The organism is Streptomyces sp. NBC_01197 (assembly GCF_036010505.1).
Lineage (GTDB): Bacteria > Actinomycetota > Actinomycetes > Streptomycetales > Streptomycetaceae > Streptomyces.
The window spans coordinates 3,268,715-3,290,471 of record NZ_CP108569.1 but is presented as its reverse complement, the minus strand read 5'-3'; the positions used below and the strand labels follow the sequence as shown (position 1 = coordinate 3,290,471).

The 21,757-nt window shown below is 72.1% G+C and carries 19 protein-coding genes; 13 read left to right on the top strand and 6 right to left on the bottom strand.

The window, feature by feature from the left end; all coding sequences use genetic code 11:
• Window positions 1–232 precede the first annotated feature (232 nt).
• Window positions 233–2,065, bottom strand: coding sequence for a phosphatidylglycerol lysyltransferase domain-containing protein (locus OG452_RS14950; protein ID WP_327296087.1), 1,833 nt, complete (start codon window positions 2,063–2,065; stop codon window positions 233–235).
• Window positions 2,066–2,215: 150 nt separating this feature from the next.
• Between OG452_RS14950 and OG452_RS14945 the strand changes: the two genes are divergently transcribed.
• A complete protein-coding gene (locus OG452_RS14945) occupies window positions 2,216–3,328 on the top strand; it encodes an alpha/beta hydrolase (RefSeq protein ID WP_327296086.1) in 1,113 nt (370 codons plus the stop codon).
• Here OG452_RS14945 and OG452_RS14940 read toward each other — a convergent pair.
• On the bottom strand, window positions 3,315–4,460 hold the full coding sequence (locus OG452_RS14940; RefSeq protein WP_327296085.1) for an ABC transporter ATP-binding protein: 1,146 nt from the start codon (window positions 4,458–4,460) through the stop codon (window positions 3,315–3,317). The two genes, OG452_RS14945 and OG452_RS14940, sit on opposite strands and share 14 nt — an antisense overlap.
• A gap of 192 nt (window positions 4,461–4,652) precedes the next feature.
• Here OG452_RS14940 and OG452_RS14935 point away from each other — a divergent pair, with 192 nt between their 5' ends.
• The 4 genes from OG452_RS14935 (at window position 4,653) to OG452_RS14920 (ending at window position 8,329) form a co-directional block, all read left to right on the top strand.
• Complete coding sequence (locus OG452_RS14935) at window positions 4,653–5,354, top strand: ABC transporter permease (RefSeq protein WP_327296084.1); 702 nt, start codon at window positions 4,653–4,655, stop codon at window positions 5,352–5,354.
• A 2-nt stretch (window positions 5,355–5,356) separates the two neighbouring features.
• The gene (locus tag OG452_RS14930; protein WP_327296083.1) at window positions 5,357–6,025 is read left to right on the top strand and encodes an ABC transporter permease; all 669 of its coding nucleotides are present in this window, start codon (window positions 5,357–5,359) and stop codon (window positions 6,023–6,025) included.
• A gap of 137 nt (window positions 6,026–6,162) precedes the next feature.
• Window positions 6,163–7,149 (top strand): ABC transporter substrate-binding protein, encoded by a 987-nt coding sequence (locus tag OG452_RS14925; protein WP_327296082.1) that lies wholly within the window; start codon window positions 6,163–6,165, stop codon window positions 7,147–7,149.
• 112 nt (window positions 7,150–7,261) lie between these two features.
• Entirely contained in the window at window positions 7,262–8,329 is a 1,068-nt protein-coding gene (locus tag OG452_RS14920) for a hypothetical protein (RefSeq protein WP_327296081.1), read from the top strand.
• A gap of 99 nt (window positions 8,330–8,428) precedes the next feature.
• On the opposite strand, the gene OG452_RS14915 is transcribed toward OG452_RS14920, so the two are convergent.
• On the bottom strand, window positions 8,429–9,571 hold the full coding sequence (locus OG452_RS14915; protein ID WP_327296080.1) for an NADH-quinone oxidoreductase subunit D: 1,143 nt from the start codon (window positions 9,569–9,571) through the stop codon (window positions 8,429–8,431).
• Window positions 9,572–9,647: 76 nt separating this feature from the next.
• The gene (locus OG452_RS14910) at window positions 9,648–10,604 is read right to left on the bottom strand and encodes an SAM-dependent methyltransferase (RefSeq protein WP_327296079.1); all 957 of its coding nucleotides are present in this window, start codon (window positions 10,602–10,604) and stop codon (window positions 9,648–9,650) included.
• Between the two features lie 96 nt (window positions 10,605–10,700).
• On the opposite strand from OG452_RS14910, the gene OG452_RS14905 reads away from it, so the two are divergent.
• Together OG452_RS14905 and OG452_RS14900 are read left to right on the top strand one after the other, a co-directional pair.
• The gene (locus OG452_RS14905; protein ID WP_327296078.1) at window positions 10,701–11,900 is read left to right on the top strand and encodes a sensor histidine kinase; all 1,200 of its coding nucleotides are present in this window, start codon (window positions 10,701–10,703) and stop codon (window positions 11,898–11,900) included.
• Between the two features lie 24 nt (window positions 11,901–11,924).
• Entirely contained in the window at window positions 11,925–12,602 is a 678-nt protein-coding gene (locus OG452_RS14900; RefSeq protein ID WP_327296077.1) for a response regulator transcription factor, read from the top strand.
• A gap of 24 nt (window positions 12,603–12,626) precedes the next feature.
• Here OG452_RS14900 and OG452_RS14895 read toward each other — a convergent pair whose 3' ends face one another.
• A complete protein-coding gene (locus OG452_RS14895; protein WP_327299640.1) occupies window positions 12,627–13,739 on the bottom strand; it encodes a DUF5937 family protein in 1,113 nt (370 codons plus the stop codon).
• A 380-nt stretch (window positions 13,740–14,119) separates the two neighbouring features.
• A complete protein-coding gene (locus OG452_RS14890; protein WP_442810014.1) occupies window positions 14,120–15,388 on the bottom strand; it encodes a threonine aldolase family protein in 1,269 nt (422 codons plus the stop codon).
• A gap of 118 nt (window positions 15,389–15,506) precedes the next feature.
• On the opposite strand from OG452_RS14890, the gene OG452_RS14885 reads away from it, so the two are divergent.
• The 6 genes from OG452_RS14885 to OG452_RS14860 all read left to right on the top strand — a co-directional run bounded on the left by OG452_RS14885 (window position 15,507) and on the right by OG452_RS14860 (window position 21,622).
• Entirely contained in the window at window positions 15,507–16,406 is a 900-nt protein-coding gene (locus tag OG452_RS14885) for a Rossmann-like and DUF2520 domain-containing protein (RefSeq protein WP_327296076.1), read from the top strand.
• Complete coding sequence (gene panC / locus OG452_RS14880; protein WP_327296075.1) at window positions 16,403–17,269, top strand: pantoate--beta-alanine ligase; 867 nt, start codon at window positions 16,403–16,405, stop codon at window positions 17,267–17,269. Before OG452_RS14885 ends, panC begins: the two co-directional genes overlap by 4 nt.
• Window positions 17,266–19,056 carry an L-aspartate oxidase gene (locus tag OG452_RS14875; protein WP_327296074.1) on the top strand — a complete coding sequence of 597 codons (1,791 nt, stop codon included), beginning with the start codon at window positions 17,266–17,268 and terminating at the stop codon, window positions 19,054–19,056. The genes panC and OG452_RS14875 overlap by 4 nt, the downstream gene beginning before the upstream one ends.
• A 32-nt stretch (window positions 19,057–19,088) precedes the next feature.
• Window positions 19,089–20,069, top strand: a complete 981-nt coding sequence (gene nadC / locus OG452_RS14870) for a carboxylating nicotinate-nucleotide diphosphorylase (RefSeq protein WP_442810155.1) — start codon at window positions 19,089–19,091, stop codon at window positions 20,067–20,069.
• A gap of 3 nt (window positions 20,070–20,072) precedes the next feature.
• Window positions 20,073–20,870, top strand: coding sequence for a type III pantothenate kinase (locus OG452_RS14865; protein ID WP_164267894.1), 798 nt, complete (start codon window positions 20,073–20,075; stop codon window positions 20,868–20,870).
• 179 nt (window positions 20,871–21,049) lie between these two features.
• Window positions 21,050–21,622: a hypothetical protein gene (locus OG452_RS14860; RefSeq protein ID WP_327299638.1), complete on the top strand. Its 573-nt coding sequence runs from the start codon at window positions 21,050–21,052 to the stop codon at window positions 21,620–21,622.
• Window positions 21,623–21,757: the final 135 nt, after the last annotated feature.

Here is a 21,757-nt window from a genome sequence, read left to right as displayed (position 1 = left end):
CTCCGCCTTGCAGCTGCACGCACCAGACCCCCGCTCCCTGATCCGGCCTGATCCAAACGGAAGGCCCTGGGGCCTTTACGACTCAGGCCTGGCCCGGCGGCGGATGCCGTGCGGGCGGGGACGCGGGGCCGCGGGACCGGGGCCGGGACCGCGGGCCTCCCGGTGGGGGATCGCGGGGGTGGCCGCGGCCGTGGCCGGCGGGTCGGGGGCGCCGTCGGCCCCCGGGGGTGCGTTACGCCGCCCGTGCCCCGCTCTCGCCGTTCGCGCCCTTGAGGTGGGTGCACGGACGGTCCGCCACCCGCTCGCGCCGTGCGAACGGCCACGGCAGGCCCAGATTGACGAAGCCCTCGGCCTGCATCGCCGCGAAGCCGATGCGCGGCAGGTCGCCGGTGTTGCGGAAGACCACGAAGCGCGGCTCCCAGCGCGGCTGGAACTTCGCGTTGAACTTGTACAGCGACTCGATCTGGAACCAGCGGGAGAGGAAGACCAGCAGTCCTCGCCAGCCCCGCAGCACCGGACCCGCACCGATCTTCTCGCCGCGGGCCAGCGCCGAGCGGAACATCGCGAAGTTGAGGGAGACGCGCTCGACGCCGAGCCCGGGGGACGCCTCGAGGGCCGCGACGATCAGCAGCTCGTTCATGCCGGGGTCGGCGGCGCGGTCGCGGCGCATCAGTTCGAGCGACATGCCGTCCTTGCCCCACGGCACGAAGTGGATGATCGCCTTCAGGTCGCCGAACGGGGACTCCGGGCCATCGGCCTTGTGGGCGGTGGCGATGACGCAGTCCCCGTCGCCCGGGTCGCCGATCCGGCCGAGCGCCATCGAGAAGCCGCGCTCGGTGTCCGTACCGCGCCAGGCCGCCGCGGCCGCCCTGATCCGCTCCAGCTCGGGTTCCCCCACGTCACGGACGCGCCGGACCCGCGTCTCGTAGCCACCGCGCTCGATGCGCTTCACCATCTGGCGTACGTTGCGCATCGCCCGCCCGGCGAGGGAGAAATCCACGACATCCACCACCGCCTCGTCCCCGAGCTCCAGCGCGTCAAGACCGGTCTCACGGGTCCAGACCTCACCGCCGGTCTCGCTGCACCCCATCACCGCGGGGGTCCAGGAGTGCAGCTTGGCCTCGTCCATGAAGCGCTCGATCGCACCCGGCCACGCCTCGACGTCCCCGATGGGGTCACCACTGGCGAGCATCACCCCGGAGACGACCCGGTAGCAGACGGCCGCCTTGCCGCTCGGGGAGAAGACGACGCCCTTGTCGCGGCGGAGCGCGAAGTGGCCGAGCGAGTCGCGTCCGCCGTGCTTCGCCAGCAGGGACCGCAGTTGCTTCTCGTCCTCGTCGGTGAGGCGCGCCGCCGGGTGTTCGGGCCGGAAGGCCAGATAGATGGTGGTGACGGCGGTGAGCAGCCCCAGGGAGCCGAGCGAGTAGGCGACGGTCCAGGAGGTGTTGCCCTGGTACTCGACCGGGCCCTCGAAACCGAAAAGACCGAACAGTACGTGCTGGAGGCGGTCGGCGATGCTGGGGCTGCCGACGACCCGGCCGGGGTGGACGCTGACGATGATCAGGCCGAGGCCCAGCGATCCCGCGCCGAGCAGTACGAAGTTGGCGAGCGCCTTCCACCGGCTGCGCGGGTCGGGCAGCGCCTCGAACTCGGTGCGATGGCGTACGACCAGGGTCAGCAGCACCAGTGAGATCAACACCCCGACGACCGAGTGCCGGTAGCCGAACTCCGCCACGGCGCCGATCGGAAGCAACACAACGGCGGCCCGCCAGGCCCGGCGTTTACGGCGTTTGAGGCCATGGGCGAGCAGCAGCAGGAGCACCCCCACACAGAGTGCGAGAGCCGCGGTGAACGGCCCCAGCGCACCGGGCAGCACCTCGGCGACCGTATGCATCCGGCTGTGCCGGAACCGGGGGAACGCCCCGCCGGCGATGTCGAGCAGGCCGACGACCGCACAGGCCGTCCCGACCAGGGAGGGGACGGTCTCGGGGCGGGGGCCCCGGAAGATCCGTCGGACATTCTTCGGAACCATTACCGACTTTTCCCCATCTACCGGCACAGACATCGCTTCCCACGGCTCCACAAGAGGTTCTGTGTCCGCCGATCGCCGAAGTCGGCGCTGCATCCGGACATTTTGTGTCCTCTAGGACGGCAATTACGGGGTGCGGGTTCATCCGTCACCCGGAAAATCTCTCCGCAGAAAGCTCGGCTCCCCATGGGTCTCACCAGCCACAAGGTTCTGGCGCTCGCCGCACTGCTGGCCATCGCCCTGTTCGCCGCGACGATCTGGCTCTGGCCGCGGCTCGCACGGCGCAGCGGCCGCGCGGTGGCCGGGCGGATCGGCCTGTTCCTCGCCACCCAGGTGGCGGTCTTCGTCATGGTCGGACTCATGGCCAACAACTCCTTCCTCTTCTACGGGTCGTGGGCCGATCTCTTCGGCCAGGAGCAGACGCCGGGCGTGGTCGTGGACCACAACGCGGGCGGTCATGACGTACGGGTCGTATCGAGGGCGGGTCTGGACGTCCCGGGCGGCACCAAACCGGAGCTCGCCGGGCAGATACAGAAGGTCGTGATCCAGGGCCGCACGTCGAAGATAGCCAGCCCCGCGTACGTTTATCTGCCGCCGCAGTATTTCCAGCGGGCGTATATGAAGCGAACTTTCCCGGCAGCTGTCGTGCTCACCGGCTACCCCGGCACCGCGGAGAACCTGATCCACGGTCTGCACTACCCGAGGACGGAGTTCGACCAGCTGAAAGCCGGGAAGATGCGGCCGATGGTGCTGGTGATGCTGCGGCCGACGGTCGCCCCGCCGCGGGACACCGAGTGCGTGGACATAAAGGGCGGACCGCAGAGCGAGACGTTCTTCGCGAAGGACTTGCCGGGGGCCGTCAGGGCCGCGTACCGCGTCGGGCCCGGTCCCGGGAACTGGGGCTCCATAGGGGACTCGACGGGCGGATACTGCGCGCTGAAACTGGCGGTCCACCATCCGGGTGTGTACGGGGCGGGGGCCGGTCTCTCCGCGTACTACCGCGCGGCCGAGGACCCGACGACGGGCGACCTCTTCCAGGGCAACGGTCTGGAGCGGCGGCGCGCGGATCTGACGTGGAGCCTGGAGCACCGGCCCGCTCCGGCCACCTCGCTCCTGGTGACCACCAGCAAAAAGGGCGAGGGGAATTACCGCAGCACGATGCGGTTCATGGACAAGGTGAAGCCGCCCACCCGGCTGTCGTCGATCACCCTCACCAGTGGTGGGCACAACTTCAACACCTGGCGCCGCGAGATCCCCGCGGGCATGGTGTGGCTGAGCCAGCGGCTCACCGGCCGCTGACGGTCTCCAGCTCCACTTCGTCGCGCGGGATGTCCCGGGCGTCGGCCGCGGTGGAGCGGCGCAGCGCCTCGTGCAGCCGGGCCGGGGTCAGCACGCCCAGGAAGCGGCCGGCGCCGTCCTCGTCGATCACCGCGATCCACCCGGCGTCGTGCTGGAGCATGGTGGCGAACGCCTGCTTGAGTGAGGCCCCGACCGGCAGCCATGCCTCCATACGGCGGGCGTGCTCGCGCACCGTCCCCTTGGCGATGGCGGCCTGTCCGGCGGAGATCCAGCCGTGCAGATTCTCGTCCCGGTCCAGGACGACCGCCCAGCCCGGGAGGGTGGCGGGCAGCGGGTCGTCGAGGTGCACCACCGGGGGCTGTTCCAGGTCGCCGGGCTCGACCGGGGTGACGGAGAGCCGCTTGAGGCCGCGGTCGGCGCCGACGAAGTCCGCCACATAAGGGGTGGCGGGGGCGCCGAGCACGGCGGCCGGGGCGTCGAACTGCTCGATCGTGCCCTGCCCGTACACCGCGATGCGGTCGCCGAGCCGTACCGCCTCCTCGATGTCGTGGGTGACGAAGAGGACCGTCTTGCGGACGGACTTCTGGAGCGCGAGGAACTCGTTCTGGAGGTGTTCGCGCACGACCGGGTCGACTGCGCCGAACGGCTCGTCCATCAGCAGTACGGGCGGGTCGGCCGCCAACGCCCTTGCCACGCCCACCCGCTGGCGCTGGCCGCCGGAGAGCTGCTCGGGGTAGCGGGCGCCGTGGACGGACGGGTCGAGACCCACCAGGTCGAGGAGTTCGGCGGCCCTGGCGCGTGCGGCGGAACGCTTGACGCCCAGCAGGTGCGGGACCGTCGCGGTGTTGTCCAGCACCGTCTTGTGCGGGAAGAGGCCGACCTGCTGGATCACATAGCCGATGCGGCGGCGGAGTTCGACGGGGTTGGTGGCGGATATGTCGTCCCCGCCGACGAATATCCGGCCGCCGGTCGGCTCGATGAGCCGGTTGACCATCTTCATCGTGGTGGTCTTCCCGCAGCCGGACGGGCCGACGAGCGTGACCAGTTCACCTTCGGCGACCTCGAAGGAGAGGTTGTCGACGGCGGTCGTGCCGTCGGCGTACCGCTTGGTGACGTTTTCGAATCGGATCATGATTCCCCATTGTGACGGGCCGGTTGTGAAGGCCATGTTGCTGCAGTGCGACGGATCCCGGCATTGTCAGTGGCCGGGGATAAGGTCGCCACTGGGTTGAGCAAACCGATGGGGACCGGACAACGGTTCATTGAGGCAGGACAACGGGTCGTTCGGGGCCGGAGCGCGGCGGGGGCCGGGAAGCGGGGCGCGATGAGCGGGCAGAACTGCATGGCGAGGAACGACTGGCTCTGCTGGGACTACGTCACCTCCCGCAGCCAGGAGCTGACCGACGCGACCGTCCAGCACATCTGGATCACCGCGGTTTCGGTGGCCATCGGGCTGGTGGTGGCCTTGCCGCTGGCGCTCGTCGCCCGCCGTGGGCGGGTGTTCGCGGGGCCGGTGCTCGGGCTGACGACCGTGCTCTACACGGTGCCGTCGCTGGCGATGTTCTCGCTGCTGCTGCCGTGGTTCGGCCTGTCGGCCGCCCTGGTGGTCACCGGCCTGGTGCTCTACTCGCTGACCATTCTCGTACGGAACATCATGGCCGGGCTCGCCTCCGTCCCCGAGGACGCCCGGGAGGCGGCGCGGGGGATGGGGTACGGGCCGGCCAGGCTGCTCTGGGAGGTCGAACTGCCGCTGGCGCTGCCCGCGTTGTTCGCCGGGGTGCGGATCGCCACGGTCTCCACGGTCGCGCTGACGACGGTCGGCTCGATCGTGGGCAAGGGCGGGCTCGGCAATCTCATCTCGGACGCGCTGCCGACCCTCTTCAAGGCGCAGGTGCTGACCGCTTCCGTGCTCTGCGTGCTGCTGGCCGTCCTGGCCGATCTGATACTGCTCGGCGTGCAGCGGCTGCTCACGCCCTGGACCCGGATACGGACGCCGCGAGCGGTCCGTACGGCTGAGGCGGGCTGACCATGGGCGAGTTGACCGATGCCTGGAGCTGGCTGACGACGGGGTCCAACTGGTCGGGGGAGAGCGGTGCGGAGCACCGGCTCGCCGAGCATCTGACGGTCAGCGGGATCGCGTTCGCGCTGGCGTGCCTCATCGCGCTGCCGGTCGCGCTCCGGCTGGGGCACATCGGCCGGGGCGGCGCGCTGGCCGTGAACATCTCCAACGTGGGGCGCGCGATACCGACGTTCGCGGTGCTCGCGCTGCTGCTGCTGACCCCGCTGCGCTCGCACGGCGATCTGCCGACCGTGATCGCCCTGGTGCTGTTCGCGGTGCCGCCCTTGCTGACCAACGCGTACACCGGGATGCGCGAGGTGGACCGGTCGGTGGTGGAGGCGGCCCGGGGGATGGGGATGTCGGGGCGCCAGCTGTTCCTGCGGGTCGAGCTTCCGCTCGCCTATCCGCTGATCATGACCGGACTCAGGTCGGCAGCGGTCCAGGTGATAGCCACGGCGACGCTGGCCGCGATGACCGGCGGCGGCGGCCTGGGCCGGATCATCACCGCGGGGTTCAACACGTACGACACCGCGCAGGTGGTGGCGGGCGCGCTGCTCGTCGCCGCGCTGGCCCTCGTCGTGGAGGGCCTGCTGGTGGTGGCGGACCGGCTGCTCGACCCGCGGCGCAAGGCGGCCTGAGTGCGTCCGCCACCGGCAACGCCGGACATCCGTCCCGTGCACCGGCAGGTACGGCTGCGCACCGCTTCCGCCGTTTCTGCTTTCTCTGCTGAATCTCCCGAACGTTCTTCAATCACCTGTCACTTGGAGTGGACCTCATGATCAAGACCTCGCGAATAGCGGGCGCGGTGCTCGGCGTGGTGGCCCTGACGGGCTCCCTCGCGGCGTGCGGCGGCGGCGGCGACAGCCTCGAGAAGAGCAAGGACGGCGGCGGGTCGGGTGCCGCGGCCGGTTCGGGCAAGAAAGGCTCGCTCGTCATCGGCGCCGCCGGCTTCACCGAGTCGAAGGTGCTCGCCGCGCTGTACAGCCAGGTGCTGGCCGACGCCGGATACAAGACCTCGGTCACCTCGGTGAACAACCGCGAACTCTACGAACCCTCGCTGGAGAAGGGCCAGATCGACGTCGTACCGGAATACGCGGCCACCCTCGCCGAATTCCTCAACGCCAAGACGAACGGCGCCAAGCAGGCCGAGAAGAAGCCCGTCGCCTCCGGCGATGTCGCGGCGACCGTGGCGGCCCTGAAGAAGCTGGCGGGCCCGCGCGGGCTGAAGGTGCTGCCGGCCGGTGCGGCGGTCGATCAGAACGCCTTCGCGGTGACCAAGGAATTCGCCGCCAAGAACAAGCTCAAGTCCCTTTCGGATCTGGGGAAGTCGAAGGCGAAGGTCAAGATCGCCGCAGGTGACGAATGCGCGGTCCGGCCGTTCTGCGCACCGGGCCTGAAGTCGAAGTACGGCATTGACGTCACCGGCATCGACCCCAAGGGCGTCGGCACCCCGCAGGCCAAGCAGGCGGTCAAGGACGGCACCGACCAGCTGGTGCTGACCACCACGACGGACGCGACGCTGGACACCTACGGTCTGGTCCTGCTCCAGGACGACAAGAAGCTCCAGAACGCGGACAATGTCCTGCCGGTCGTGAATGCCAAGGGCGCGGGCAGCCCCGACATCGCGGCGGCTCTCGCCAAGCTCACATCGGCGCTGACGACCGCCGATCTGGTCCAGCTGAACCGCAAGGTCGACTCCCAGCGCGCGAAGCCCGACGATGTCGCGAAGGACTATCTGAAGTCGAAGAGCTTGATCAACTAGCCGGTCCCCGGGGAATGGCGGGGCGCACCGGGTAACCGTCCGAGGTAACCGCTGGGGAACAAATCCCGGTGCGGTCATCCATTCGGCTCACACGCACGGTAATTTTGGGGTCATGCCACGTGGACGCCACCGCCATTCCCCACCCCTGCACCGGCTTCTCCAGCCTTCGGCCGTAGCCGGTGCTTCGCTCCTCTTCGCCGTCGGCGCCTGGCTGTTCGCGGATCCCCTGGTGCTCCGCTGTCTGGCCGCGGCCGCGGCGGCCGCCGCGGTGACCGGCGCGGTCCTGATGCGCAGCTGGGACCGGGTGGCGGGCCGCAGGGTCGCCGAACTGACCCGGTCGAGGGCGGCCGAGGAGTGGCGGGCCGAGGAGCGCACCGCCGAACTGGAAGGCGATCTGGAGGAGTCGCGCGCCCTGCGCGTCAAGCTGGAGGCGAAGCTGCGGGCCAAGCGGGCCGAACTGGCCGGGCTGCGCGGGGAGCACGCCGCGCTGCTGCGCCGGTACGCGACCGCCGAGACCGCCCGGGCCGGCGCGCTGGAGGGCCGCAGGCTCCTGGCGATCGAGGCCGCGGCGCCCCCCGCGGCCCGGGCCGCGCTGCCGGTTGCACGCTCCACCCCCACTCCGGCCGCGTACGCGAAGGCCGCCCAGGCACTCGGCGCGCTGAGCCGTAACGCGGCGGCCCAGCGCGAGCAGCAGGACCAGCGGGCCCACCGCGAGCAGCGGCAGCAGAGCGAACAGCGGGAGGCGGCCGAGCCGGAGGGGAAGCCTGCGGCGGCCGCCGCCGAGCACACGCGCCCGCCGTCGGCTCTCCCTGCTCCGCGTCGCGTTCCGGCGGCCGCCATCTCCCCGTACACCTCGCGGCAGGGCCGCGCGCCCCGGCCCGTGGGCGGCTTCGACTTCTTCGGAATGCAGAGCACGCAGAAGGAGAAGACGTCCGCATCGGCCCTGGAGCCCGCGCAGCTGGCCTCGGTGCAGAACGAGGACCTGGCGGACGTGGTGGGTGCGGAGGCCATCGCGGCCCACCACGCCGAGGCGGCGGTCTCCACGGCCGGGGCGGGCCCGGCGGACAGCACGGACGACAGCTTGGCGGCCGACCGCGGGACCGGCCAGGTCATCGACCTGACGGAGCACGACGAGACGGAGCAGATCGACGTGGGCGTGCTGCGCACCGCGATCTCGTAGCGGCCGGCCGGTCGCTACGAGCGACCGGCTGATCGTCCGCGGCCCGGACCCCCGGCGGGGTCCGGGCCGCTCCGCGTCCGCCCGCGTACCTGCCGCTTGCTACTTGTCGATGTCGCCGACCACGAAGAAGAGCGAGCCCAGGATCGCCACCATGTCGGCGACGAGAGTGCCCGGCAGCAGCTCGGTCAGCGCCTGGATGTTGTTGAACGACGCCGAGCGGAGCTTGAGCCGGTACGGGGTCTTCTCGCCCTTGGACACCAGGTAGTAGCCGTTGATGCCGAGCGGGTTCTCGGTCCAGGCGTACGTCTCGCCCTCCGGGGCCTTCAGCACCTTCGGGAGCCGCTGGTTGACCGGTCCGGGAGCCAGTGCGGCCAGCCGGTCGAGGCAGGCGTCGGCCAGGTCCAGCGAGTTGTGCGTCTGGCCCAGCAGCACCTCGAAGCGCGCCAGGCAGTCGCCCTCCTCGCGGGTGACGACCTTCAGGGTGTCCTGCAGATCGCCGTACGCGAGATACGGCTCGTCGCGGCGCAGATCGAAGTCGACGCCCGAGCCGCGCGCGATCGGTCCGCTCACCCCGTACGCGTGCACGGCGGCGGCGGAGAGGACCCCCACGCCCCGGGTGCGGCCCCGGAAGATCTCGTTGCCGAGGACGAGGTCGTCGTACACGTCCATGCGTGAGCGCACATCGGCCACGGCGTCCCGCGCCCGTCCGAGCCAGCCCGCCGGAAGGTCCTCCTTGAGGCCGCCGACCCGGTTGAACATGTAGTGCATCCGGCCGCCGGAGACCTCCTCCATGACCGCCTGGATCACCTCGCGCTCCCGGAAGGCGTGGAACACCGGCGTGATGCCGCCCAGTTCGAGTGGGTACGAGCCGAGGAACATCAGATGGTTGAGCACCCGGTTCAGCTCGGCGAGGAGCGTACGGGTCCAGACCGCGCGGTCGGGGACCTCCATGCCGAGCATCCGCTCGACGGCCATTACGACGCCCAGCTCGTTGGAGAAGGCGGAGAGCCAGTCGTGGCGGTTGGCGAGCATGATGATCTGGCGGTAGTCGCGGGCCTCGAAGAGCTTCTCGGCGCCCCGGTGCATATAGCCGATGACCGGCTCGGCCTGCTGGATGCGTTCGCCGTCCAGGATCAGCCGGAGGCGGAGCACTCCGTGGGTGGAAGGGTGCTGGGGGCCGATGTTGAGCACCATGTCGGTGCTCTCCGCGGCGCCGCCGATGCCGACCGTCGTCTCCGTCATACGGGCCAGTATCCCCGGCAGGCAGCCGTGACCTCACCGGGGCCCGCCCGCGGCACCTGCCCGCGCCGCCGCGCCCCTACCAGGGCCCCGGGCCCCCGCCCACCCGCTGCGCCAGCCACCCGAAGTCCCCAAGACCGCCCCGCGCCACCAGTTCCGCGGCCTCGCCCGCCGCCGCCAGGCCTCTGACGTACGCCGCGGGGTCCGCCGAGGCCAGCGCCAGGGGCGGGCGCTCACCGCTGATCCCGAGGGCGCGCAGGGCCTCCCGCTGGGTACGCAGCTCCGCACCCGGCAGCGCGCACGCGTCCAGCGCGACATGGGCGGTGATGTCGCAGCTCCCGTCCGGTACCGGCCGCACCTCCCGGCCCTCCCGGAAGCCGGTGAGCGTGCCGAAGGGCGGGCGGGCCGTGCGTGCGTGTGCGTAGTCGACGGCCACCGCGAGGCCCACCTCCAGTGTTCCGGCCGCCGCGGCCCACGCCTCGTCGCGTGGGCGGCCGATCTCGGCGCGCGTACCCGGCCCCTCCGGCGGCCACCAGCGGTCCAGCCACTCCGCGTCCGCCCCGGTCACCGGCCCGCCCAGCCGCTCGGCGCCGTCCTCCGTCCTGACCTGCACATAGCGCGGCGTCCCGGCATGGTCCACCTCTGCGATGTCGAGCGGCACATTGTCCAGCCACTCGTTCGCGAAGAGCAGCCCGCGCACCCCGGCCGGCGGCTCGGAGCACCAGACGACGCGCTCGTCGAGCCCGGCCGGACGGGGCGCGCGTTCGACGGCGTACGCCCGTACCGGGAAGTCGGCGGGCAGCGCGGCCAGAACCCCTGTCACCAGCTCACCGCGGCCCGCCCCCATGTCGACCATGGCCGGTTCCGCGATGCCCATCCCGGTCAGCAGCCGGGCGACGGCCGATGCGAACAGCGGAGAGGCGTGCACCGAGGTGCGGAAGTGGGCCGAGGGGCCCTCCGGCCGCAGATAGAAGCCGTCCGCCCCGTACAGCGCGGCCTCCGCCGCCTCACGCCACCCGCGCCACTCATCAGTCACGGCGTCAAGTCTCCACCTTGGGGAGTACTCACCGGGCGACCGGATCGGTCCTCCGGTTGACCCTTGCACCTGTCCGGCATAGCTACGCTGGGTTACGTGCAGCGTCTCTACGCCTTCATCCGCAGACACCCGACTCTGGTCGACGGCTTCTGGGCCGTCATCCTCCTCGGGCTCTCGGTGATGCAGTGGGACGCGTCCCGGATGGGGCACGGGCCGGACTACAAGTCCGTCCCGGTCTTCCTGGGCCTCTGCACGGCTGTCGCCCTGCGCCGCCGGGCGCCCGAGAAGATGCTGCTGCTCGTGACGGTGCTGGGGGTGGCGCAGCTGGTCTTCGACGTCAGGACGGGGCCGGCCGACCTGGCCATGCTGGCGCTCATCTACACCGTCGCCGCCGACGGCGAGCGCTGGGCCTCCCGGCTCGGCCTGATCGGCGGCCTGTGCGCGGGGACGCTGGCGCAGCTGCGCTGGCACGAGGCCGCTGTCACCAGCTGGGTGCAGCAGGCGGTCTTCGCGGTCGTGGCGACGGTTCCGTTCCTCCTGGCCTGGGTGATGGGCGACTCGGTACGGACCCGGCGCGCCTACTTCGCGCAGCTGGAGGAGCGGGCCGCCCGGCTGGAGCGGGAGCGCGAGGCGCAGTCGAAGGTGGCGGTCGCCGGCGAGCGGGCCCGGATCGCCCGCGAGCTGCACGATGTCGTCGCTCACAATGTCTCGGTGATGGTGGTCCAGGCCGACGGCGCCGCCTATGTCCTGGACGCCTCGCCCGACCAGGCCAAGCAGGCGCTGGAGACGATCTCGTCCACCGGCCGCCAGGCGCTCGCCGAGATGCGCAGACTGCTGGGGGTGCTGCGGACCGGTGACGCGCCGGAGAGCGGTGAGTACGTCCCGCAGCCCGATGTGCGGCAGATCGAGGACCTGGTCGAGCAGGTCAGGGTCGCCGGGCTGACGGTGGACTTCCGTATCGAGGGGACACCGAGGCCGCTGCCCAGTGGCGTGGAGCTGACCGCGTACCGCATTGTGCAGGAGGCGCTCACCAACACCCGCAAGCACGGCGGGCCCGACGTGGGCGCCAGTGTGCGTCTCGTCTACTTCGACGACGGGCTCGGCCTGCTGGTCGAGGACGACGGCCGGGGTGCGGCGCACGAGTTGTACCAGGACGGCGGAGCGGACGGTCAGGGGCACGGTCTGATCGGTATGCGGGAGCGCATCGGCATGGTCGGGGGCACGCTGGACGCGGGCCCGCGCCCGGGCGGCGGCTTCCGGATCAGCGCGCTGCTGCCGCTCAAGCCTGCCCACTAGCTGTATCGAAGGGATTCTTACGAGATGGCGATCCGCGTGATGCTCGTCGACGACCAGGTGCTGCTGCGCACCGGCTTCCGGATGGTGCTTGCCGCCCAGCCGGACATGGAGGTCGTCGCGGAGGCGGGCGACGGGGCGGAGGCGATCGGCGTGCTCAAGTCGACGGCGGTCGACGTGGTGCTGATGGACGTCCGTATGCCCAGGCTGGACGGTGTCGAGGCGACCCGGCAGATCTGTGCGCGGCCGGATGCGCCGAAGGTGCTGATCCTGACCACGTTCGACCTGGACGAGTACGCCTTCTCCGGGCTGAAGGCGGGCGCCAGCGGATTCATGCTCAAGGACGTGCCCCCGGCCGAGCTGCTCGGGGCGATCCGGTCCGTGCACAGCGGCGACGCGGTGGTCGCCCCGTCGACCACGCGGCGGCTGCTTGACCGCTTCTCGCCGATGCTGCCGAGCACGGTCGCGGATCCGCAGCACAAGGAGATCGCGCGGCTGACGGACCGGGAGCGCGAGGTGATGCTGCTGGTCGCGCAGGGCCTGTCGAACGGCGAGATCGCGGCGCGGCTGGTGCTGTCGGAGGCCACGGTGAAGACGCATGTGGGCCGCATCCTCACCAAGCTGGAACTGCGGGACCGGGTCCAGGTGGTCGTGATGGCGTACGAAACGGGTCTGGTCCGGGCCGGGGGCTCCGGGGCGCGCTGAGAGGGGGCCAGGCCGAGCCGGCCGTCAGCGCAGCACCCCCTCCAGGAAGTCGCTGCCGAGCCTGGCCACCACGGTGAGGTCCAGCTGGTGCAGGACATACCGCCCGCGCCGCTTGGTGGTGATCAGGCCGGCCCGCTTCAGGACCGCCAGATGGCGGGAGATCTCCGGCGCGGATATGCCGTGCGTGTCGGCCAGTTCGCCCGTGGTGCGCGGGGAGCGGGCCAGCCCCCGGCACATCCGCATCCGCATCGGGTGGGCCAGCGCCTCCAGCCGCAGCTTCAGCAGCTCGACCGACGCCGGGGACGGCAACTCGGGTGCGGCGACCGGGTACTGGATCGCCGGGCGCCAGCCCGGGCGGTGCAGAACCAGCAGATGGGGCCAGCCGAAGCTGGTCGGTACGAAGGTGAGGCCGTCCCCGGCGGGCGCGCCCACCGCGGCCGAACGGCCCTCGGCGAGCTTGTCGGCGCTGATCCTGGTGCCCGTGCTGTCCAGTGACAGGGCGGCGGAGACCGCGGTCATCGCGTCGGCCAGGCCCTTGTGCCGCAGGATCTCGGTCTTGTGCCGGGCGTCGGCGGCCAGTTGGATCCGTATGCGGCGCCAGGTGTCGCCGAAGAACGCCTGCTCGCAGTCCTTGAAGAGCCGCCGGATCCAGGCCCGCACGGTGACCGGGTCGTTCAGCAGATGCCCGGTGAAGTCGAGCTGCCGGGGGCCGCGGGCCGCCGCGAGGTCCAGCGCGCGGTTGCGGACCCCCGCGTCCGTGAGTGGCGAGGGGCCGCCGAGGTCGTAGGTGACGGAGCAGGTGAACTCCAGCGCGACCGTCACGAATTCATCGTCGGTCAGCAGGTCGAGCAGATCCAGATCCTCGGCGAGGGTCGCCCCGGGCCTGCCACCGCCGTGCTGGGCGCCCGCGAACGGCATGAAGATGTCCGAGAACGTGGAGCGCCACAGGAAGTCCGCTTCGTGCAGCCGGTCGGCGAGGTCCGGCTCCAGCGCGGCGGCCGTCGCCGTGGCCCAGCCGTGCAGCCCCGGATGGTGTCCCGGTTCGGACAGCACATGCAGAGCATTGCCGAGCTCCGCCAGGGGAGACAGCTCGAAAGTGATCCCCCCGGGCGGCAGCCCTGTGATGTCGATGTCCACGCTCATGGGTCCATGGTGCCTGCCCCCACCGACAGTCCGGCCGCCGATTGACTGCGCTCGTCAAATGGGGAGCCCGGGGCCCCGGCGGGTGCCCAGGGTGGGGCCATGAACGCGAACCAGCAGCACATGCTCGACGCCTACCGCGCGGCCCAGCGGGGAGAGACGGCGCCACCCCTGCCGGGCCGGCACGACTGGGAAGCCATCGGCGAGATCCGTGACCACCTGCGCACGGACCGGCCGGACGCGAGACGTAGGCGGAAGCAGCGGCCCCGGAAGGGGCCGTCGGGGAACGAGCGGACCGGGAACGAGCGGCTCGGGAACGAGCCGTCCCGGAAGCAGCGGACCGGGAAGTGGTGGTCCGCGCTTCGCGCTCCCCTGCGTCAGCTCACCCGGCGTACGAACTCCTCGACCGCCCCCGTCACATCCGCCGCGGTCCACGACAGCCCCGGCGCCGCCACCGTCACCTCGGTCAGCGACACCCCCGGCACCCCGCCCGGCGCCGGATAGAACTGGTGGAACAGCGCCACCCCCGTCTCCTCCGCCTGCACGACCGCCGCCTCCGACAGCCCATCCGCCTCGTACGGCAGCCACACCTGGAACTGATGGGTGTGCGGCACCTCGGGGTTGACCCGGAACCAGGGCACACCCGCCGCCCGGAACCCGTCCGTGAGCCCCGCGGCGACGACCTTCGCGTGCGCGACGTACGAGGCCAGCCGGGGCAGCTCCCGTTCCAGGCCCAGCAGGCCGGACAGTGCGGCCGGGTACTGCTGGAAGAGGGCGCCCCCGTACCGGTGGCGCCAGGTCCTGGCCTCGTCGATCAGTGAGGCCGGTCCCGCGAGTACGGCGCCCGAGAGGCCGTCGAGGGATTTGTAGAGGGAGACGTACACACTGTCCGCGAGCCCCGCGATCTCCTCCAGACCGTGGCCGAAGTGCGGGGCGCACTCCCAGAGCCGCGCGCCGTCGAGATGCACCACCGCGTCACGTTCCCTGGCGGCCGCGACGACCGCCACCAGCTCGTCCCACGTCGGGAGTACGAAACCGGCGTCGCGCAGGGGGAGTTCGAACATCAGCGTGCCGAAGGGCTCCTCGAAGTCGCGTACCTCCGCGGCCGTGGGGAGCCGGGGCGCGGACGTCGGATGGACGGTACGCAGCCCGCTCACGGCTCCGAAAGCGCCCCGCTCGTGCAGCTCGGGGTGGGCCATCGGATGCAGCGCGACCACCGGATCACCGGTACGTCCCGCCCAGCACCGCAGCGCGACCTGCTGCGCCATCGTGCCGGTGGGGAAGAAGGCGGCGGCCGGGAACCCGAGCAGCCCGGCCACCCGCCGCTCCAGCTCGGCGACGACCCCGCCGCCGTATATGTCCACCGGCTCGTCCAGGTCGTACACCGTGCCCGCGTCCGCCGCGAGTGCGGTCAGCTGCTCGCCCAGAGTGAGGACCGCGTGCGGCCTCGACAGCACCCGTTTCGCGCCACGCATCGCCGCGATCCTGCGCTGTGTTCCGTCCTCCTGGGGCTGCTGAGCCTGCTGGGGCTGTTCGCTCCGTTCGGTCTGCCCGTCCCCGCCGGCCCGCTCCTCTCCGCTGTCGTGCCGGGTCCCGCCGTGCTGCCCGGTGCCGTCGGCCCCGGTGGTGTCCGCCTCGTTCGTCATGCGCCGATCCTCGTCCGCAGCCTGTGGACAGTCCAACGAGTTACCCCGAATCCTGGGCGTAGCATGACGGGGAAATCGTCCGGTACCCCTCGCGGACTGGAACGGAAGGCCGTCCCACGTGAACGCATCAGCAGAATCCCGCCCCGCGCGGCTCACCGTCGGCGTGGTCGGAGCGGGCCGGGTGGGCCCGGCGCTCGCCGCCGCGCTCCAGCTCGCCGGACACCGCCCGGTCGCCGCGTCCGGTGTCTCCGACGCATCAGTCCGCAGGGCCGCCGTCCTGCTCCCCGACGTCCCCCTGGTCACCCCGGCCGAGGTGCTGGCCCGCGCCGAGCTGGTCCTCCTGACCGTGCCGGACGACGCGCTGCCCGCGCTGGTGGAGGGCCTGGCCGAGACCGGCGCGGTCCGGCCGGGACAGCTCCTGGTCCATACGTCGGGCCGGTTCGGCACCGGAGTGCTCGACCCCGCCCTGCGCGCCGGAGCCCTGCCGCTCGCGCTGCACCCGGCGATGACCTTCACCGGCACATCGGTGGACGTCCAGCGACTGGCCGGCTGCTCCTTCGGCGTGACCGCCCCCGACGAGCTGCGGCTCGCCGCCGAGGCGCTGGTCATCGAGATGGGCGGCGAGCCCGAGTGGATCTCGGAGGAGTCCCGTCCGCTCTACCACGCGGCGCTCGCCCTCGGCGCGAACCACCTGGTCACCCTGGTCGCCCAGTCGATGGAGCTGCTGCGTACGGCGGGGGTGTCGGCCCCCGACCGGATGCTCGGGCCGCTCCTCGGCGCCGCCCTCGACAACGCCCTCAGGTCCGGCGACGCCGCGCTCACCGGGCCGGTCGCCCGGGGCGACGCGGGTACGGTCGCGGTGCACGTCGAGGAGTTGCGCAAGCACGCACCGCAGGCCGTCGCCGGCTATCTCGCGATGGCCCGTACGACGGCGGACCGCGCCCTCGCGCACGGGCTGCTCAAGCCGGAACTGGCCCAGGACCTGCTGGGAGTCCTCGCGGACGGAGAGACGCGATGACCGCGACCGCGCTGCTGCACACGGCCGCCGAACTGCACGCCTCCCCCGGGGGCGCCCCCCGTGCCGTCGTCATGACCATGGGCGCCCTGCACGAGGGCCACGCCACCCTCGTCCGGGCGGCCAGGGAACAGGTGGGCGAGGCCGGACAGGTCGTCGTGACGGTCTTCGTCAACCCGCTGCAGTTCGGCGCGGGTGAAGACCTCGACCGTTACCCGCGCACCCTCGAAGCGGACCTCGCCATCGCCGAACTGGCGGGTGCGGACGCCGTCTTCGCGCCCTCGGCCGACGAGGTCTATCCGGGCGGTGAGCCCCGGGTCCGGATCGCCGCGGGCCCGATGGGGGAGCGCTTCGAAGGCGCGGCGCGCCCCGGCCACTTCGACGGGATGCTCACCGTCGTCGCCAAACTGCTGCACCTCACCCGCCCCGATGTCGCGCTGTTCGGGCAGAAGGACGCCCAACAGCTCGCCCTGGTACGGCGGATGGTGCGAGACCTCGACTTCCCGGTCGGGATCGTGGGCGTACCGACGGTCCGGGAGCCGGACGGGCTGGCGATGTCCAGCCGTAACCGCTTCCTCTCCACCGCGGACCGCGCCACCGCGCTGGCCCTGTCCCGCGCCCTGTTCGCGGGCCGTGACGCCCTCGCCGGAAGTACCCCCGCCACCCCCGCGGCCGTGCGCGCCGCCGCGCGGGCCGTCCTCGACGGCGCGGCGCTCTCCCTGGACTACCTGTCCCTGATCGACCCGGCCGACTTCACCGAGGCCACCGAGGGCCACCGGGGCGAAGCCGTACTCGCGGTCGCCGCCCGGGTCGGTACGACGCGTCTGATCGACAACATCCCGCTGACCTTCGGGGAACCACAGTGACCGGAACCGGAATACGCCTGCAAGCCCCCGCCCCCGGCTGGGAGATCGACGCCGACGTCGTGATCGTCGGATCCGGAGTGGCCGGACTGACCACCGCGCTGCGCTGCACCGCGGCCGGGCTGCGCACCGTCGTCGTGACCAAGGCCCGCCTCGACGACGGCTCGACCCGCTGGGCCCAGGGCGGCATCGCGGCGGCGCTCGGCGAGGGCGACACCCCCCAGCAGCACCTCGACGACACGCTGGTCGCGGGGGCCGGTCTCTGCGACGAGGCGGCGGTCCGCACCCTGGTCACGGAGGGCCCCGACGCCGTACGCAGGCTCATCGCGACCGGCGCGCGGTTCGACACCGACGAGACCGGCGGGATCGCGCTCACCCGGGAGGGCGGCCACCACCGCCGCCGCATCGCGCACGCGGGCGGCGACGCCACCGGCGCCGAGATCTCCCGCGCCCTGGTCGACGCGGTCCGCGCGGCCGCACTGCGCGCCGTGGAGAACGCCCTGGTCCTCGACCTGATCACCGACTCCGAAGGCCGTACGGCGGGTGTCACCCTGCATGTCATGGGGGAGGGCCAGCACGACGGCGTCGGCGCGGTCCGCGCACCCGCTGTGGTGCTCGCCACCGGCGGTATGGGCCAGATCTTCTCGGCGACCACCAACCCGGCCGTCTCCACCGGCGACGGCGTGGCCCTGGCGCTCCGGGCCGGCGCCGAGGTCTCCGACCTGGAGTTCGTCCAGTTCCACCCCACGGTGCTCTTCCTCGGCGCGGGCGCCGAGGGCCAGCAGCCGCTGGTCTCGGAGGCGGTACGGGGCGAGGGCGCCCATCTCGTCGACGCCGACGGGGTCCGCTTCATGACCGGGCAGCACGAGCTGGCCGAGCTGGCCCCACGCGACATCGTGGCGAAGGCCATCACCCGCCGGATGCAGGAGCACGGCACCGAGCATATGTACCTCGACGCCCGGCACTTCGGCGCCGAGATGTGGGAGCAGCGCTTCCCGACGATCCTCGCCGCCTGCCGCAGTCACGGTATCGACCCGGTGACCGAGCCGGTCCCGGTCGCGCCCGCCGCGCACTACGCGTCCGGCGGTGTCCGCACCGACCTGCACGGCCGTACGACCGTTCCCGGTCTGTACGCCTGTGGTGAGGTCGCCTGCACCGGCGTGCACGGCGCGAACCGGCTCGCGTCCAACTCCCTCCTGGAGGGCCTGGTCTTCGCCGAGCGCATCGCGGACGACATCGTCACTGCGGGCGCCGGTGTGCGCGCCGCGGCGGCCGTACCCCGGGGCGAGCGGGAGCCCGGCACACTCCCGCTCCTCCCGCCCGAGGCCCGGCTCCGTATCCAGCGCACCATGACGGCGGGCGCCGGAGTACTCCGTTCCGCGGAGAGCCTCGCCGGTGCGGCGGACCGGCTGGAGGCGATCCGCGCCGAGGCGGAGGCGCAGACCGCGGCCGAAGCCGTGGCGGAAGCCGCGGCAGGCGCCGCCATGGACGCGGCAGCGGCCGGAGCCCCGGAAGCCCTGCCCGCCGTCGCGATGAAGCCCGCCGAACCGGGCGTCGAGGCCTGGGAGGCGACCAACCTCCTCTGCGTCGCCCGCGTCCTCACCGCAGCGGCGCAGCGCCGCGAGGAGACCCGCGGCTGCCACTGGCGCGAGGACCACGCGGACCGCGACGACACCGGCTGGCGCCGCCACCTCGTCGTCACGCTGCGCCCCGACCGTTCGCTCGCCGTGCACACCACGGACAGCGCCGACTTTCCCCCGACCCTCCCTCAGCCTTCCCAGGAGCAGTGACCGTGACCACCCCAGACCTCCCCGTCCACCGGATCGGCGACGATGCCGCGAGCGCCGAGCCGGTGGGCGGCTGCGGCGACGCGTGCGCCTGCGGCGACGGCTATGACGGATCCGACCCGATGGAGTGCGGTCTCGACCCAGCTCTCGCCGAGCTGCTGGCCGCTTCGGGGCTCGACCCGGTGCTGGTCGAGGACATCGCGCACCTCGCCATCGACGAGGACCTGGACGGGGGCGTGGACGTGACGAGCGTCGCGACCGTCCCCGCCGACGCCGTCGCCACCGGCGACTTCACCGCCCGCCAGGCCGGTACGGTCGCGGGCCTGCGCGTCGCCGAAGCGGTCCTCTCGATCGTCTGCACCGACGCCTTCGAGGTCGAGCGGCACGCCGAGGACGGCGAACGCGTCGCCGCAGGCCAGAAGCTGCTCTCGGTCACCACCCGCACCCGCGACCTGCTGACCGCCGAGCGCAGCGCACTCAACCTGCTGTGCCGCCTCTCCGGCATCGCGACCGCCACCCGCGCGTGGGCCGACGTGCTCGAAGGCACCAAGGCCAAGGTCCGCGACACCCGCAAGACCACACCGGGGCTGCGCGCCCTGGAGAAGTACGCGGTGCGCTGCGGCGGCGGTGTCAACCACCGGATGTCCCTCTCCGACGCGGCCCTGGTCAAGGACAACCACGTGGTCGCGGCCGGCGGCGTCGCCGAGGCGTTCAAGCTCGTACGCGCCGGATTCCCCGACCTCGCCATCGAGATCGAGGTGGACACCCTCGCCCAGGTCACCGAGGTCCTGGACGCGGGCGCCGACCTGATCCTGCTGGACAACCTCACCCCGGAGCAGACCGCGGAGGCCGTCGCACTCGTCGGCGGCCGCGCCCGCCTGGAGTCCTCGGGCCGGCTCACCCTGGATTCGGCCCGTGCCTACGCGGAGACGGGCGTCGATTACCTCGCGGTCGGCGGGCTCACGCACTCGTCGCCGATCCTCGACATCGGTCTCGACCTGCGCGAGGCGGAGTAATCCATGCTGCTCACCATCGACGTCGGCAACACCCACACCGTGCTCGGCCTGTTCGACGGCGACGAGATCGTGGAGCACTGGCGCATCTCCACCGACGCCCGCCGCACCGCCGACGAACTCGCCGTACTCCTCCAGGGCCTGATGGGAATGCACCCGCTGCTGGGCCGCGGACTCGGCGACGGCATCGAGGGGATCGCGGTCTGCTCGACCGTCCCCTCCGTCCTGCACGAACTGCGCGAGGTGACCCGCCGCTACTACGGCGACGTCCCGGCCGTCCTGGTCGAGCCCGGCATCAGGACGGGCGTCCCGATCCTGGTGGACAACCCGAAGGAGGTCGGCGCGGACCGCATCATCAACGCGGTCGCCGCAGTCGAGCTCTACGGCGGCCCCGCCGTCGTCGTCGACTTCGGTACGGCGACGACCTTCGACGCGGTGTCGGCGCGCGGCGAGTACACCGGTGGTGTCATCGCCCCCGGCATCGAGATCTCGGTCGAGGCGCTCGGTGTGAAGGGCGCCCAGCTCCGCAAGATCGAGCTGGCCCGCCCGCGCAGCGTGATCGGCAAGAACACCGTGGAGGCGATGCAGTCCGGCATCATCTACGGCTTCGCCGGGCAGGTCGACGGGGTGGTGAACCGGATGGCCCGCGAACTCGCCGACGACCCGGCGGACGTCACGGTCATCGCCACCGGCGGCCTCGCCCCGATGGTGCTCAGCGAGGCCACGGTCATCGACGAGCACGAGCCGTGGCTGACGCTGATCGGGCTGCGCCTGGTCTACGAGCGGAACGTCGCCCGGCTCTGACCGGGCAGGACGGAGCCGCCCCGGTTCCATGACGCGGGTGGCGGCGCGGCGGGGTACGGCAGTACGGCCAGGGCCGGGCGACCGCGCCCCGCCGCGCCGCCACCAGTCCATTAAGCGGATATTGTCCCTTTAGTACGTATCGTCATTCCATGCCCACGCCCTACGGATCCCGAGGCGGCATGGCCTTCAGCGCGGATGAGCTGCGTGTGCTCCGACGCGCCCTTGCCATCGCCCTCAACCCGACCCCCGTCGCAGAAGAGGACGTCCAGGACTGTCTGCGTCTCGCCGAGTCCGTGGACGAGGCCATCGCCGAGGCGGGCAGACTGCGCGCCTTCCTCCTCGCCGACCTCGCCCGCTACCGCGACGCCCTCCCCGGCACGGCCGGCAGCTACACGGAACTGCTCCAGGACGCCCTGGCGGCCGGCTACGACCCCCGTCCCGAGGACCTCGCCGCCCTGCGCACCCTGCGCGGCGCACCGTCCGGCGACGCCCTGCTGAGACGCTGCCGGGCACTGGCCGAGCAGTCGGTACGCACCCGGCTCGCGGGCCGCGCCGTGACCCCCGGCCCGCGCACCCGGCTGCTCGCGCTGCCCGGCGGCCGTATGTCGAAGGACCCGGACGAGCCGAAGCGCCCGGCCCCGGACAAGGCCCCGGCCCCGGTCAGGCCCCGCCCGGCCCCCAAGCCGTCCGAGGTCTTCCCGCCACGCCGCAAGCCCGCGGCGCCCCCGTCTCAGCACTCGCTGACCGGCTAAGGGCTGTCCCGCAATTCCTGGTGGATCAGCGCGCGGCGTCAGATGCGGTGCACCGCAAGGCGGAGAAACGTCCGCATACTGGATGTATGTGGACGTTCCGACAACGCGGCGAGGTGCCGTAGCTGTCGTCGCGCG